This is a genomic window from Staphylococcus pasteuri (assembly GCF_030547725.1).
Lineage (GTDB): Bacteria > Bacillota > Bacilli > Staphylococcales > Staphylococcaceae > Staphylococcus > Staphylococcus pasteuri.
Genome location: NZ_JAUOQO010000710.1, coordinates 1 through 247 on the forward strand (window position 1 = coordinate 1; position 247 = coordinate 247).

Here is a 247-nt window from a genome sequence, read left to right on the forward strand (position 1 = left end):
CTTTCGTATTGTCCTTATCATCCGTTCCGCGGTTAAAGAACAGCACGTTAGTCTTAACACCCTGTGCATAAAAGATCCCTGTTGGTAAGCGTAAAATAGTATGTAGATCACACTTGTCCATTAAGTCTTCACGGATTTTTGCTCCAATGCCACTTTCAAAGAGAACGTTATCCGGTAAAACGACCGCAGCACGCGCTTTTCCATCTGGCTTTAGCGCACGATAGATATGCTGTAGAAAGTTTAATTG

General features: G+C 42.5%; 1 protein-coding gene. It reads right to left on the reverse strand.

The genetic code is table 11. The features are described from left to right. On the reverse strand, positions 1–247 hold a 247-nt coding region (locus Q4528_RS15235; RefSeq protein ID WP_303522541.1), incomplete at both ends, for an HsdM family class I SAM-dependent methyltransferase.